Annotated in this window: 1 protein-coding gene; it reads right to left on the bottom strand. The window is 60.7% G+C overall.

The window, feature by feature from the left end; all coding sequences use genetic code 11:
* Positions 1–427: DUF1501 domain-containing protein (locus RM844_RS32975; RefSeq protein WP_311671103.1), on the bottom strand; the 427-nt coding region annotated here is incomplete at both ends.

The following is a 427-nucleotide window of genomic DNA, read 5'->3' as shown; positions in this document are numbered from 1 at the left end:
AGGTCGCCGCCCGCGGTTTCGAGATCGCGGGTCATGGCGTCGAATTGCCGCAGGAGCGTGGTTCGATCGCGTAGCCTATCCACACGAACGTTGCGGTTGAGAGAGAAGTTGTCGAGATTGTCGCGTACGATGAATGCCTTATGACTGAGGCCGAGGTACGCGGGGCCATTCCGATAGCGATTGCCCACCGTCTCGTCGAGAGCCACATAAGTTGGCAGGTGATGACGTTGTCCCTGGCGCAAACGGCTGACCACCGAACCGAAATCCGGGCGGATCGCCGATCCCGATTCAGCGGGCTTTCGGACGCCGCAAAACAGTTCGACGGGATCGTGAAAGTTCGGGTTGAAGGAGAAGTTGCGCACCAGGGCCAGACGGTCGGCGATGGTCGCCTGGAGCGGCATGAGGTCGCAGATGTCGAAGCCGGGAA

Source organism: Streptomyces chisholmiae, assembly GCF_031845445.1.
In the GTDB taxonomy this organism is placed as follows: Bacteria; Actinomycetota; Actinomycetes; order Streptomycetales; family Streptomycetaceae; genus Streptomyces; species Streptomyces chisholmiae.
The sequence above is the reverse complement of the archived record's forward strand: the minus strand, read 5'-3'. Positions and strand labels throughout refer to the sequence as shown.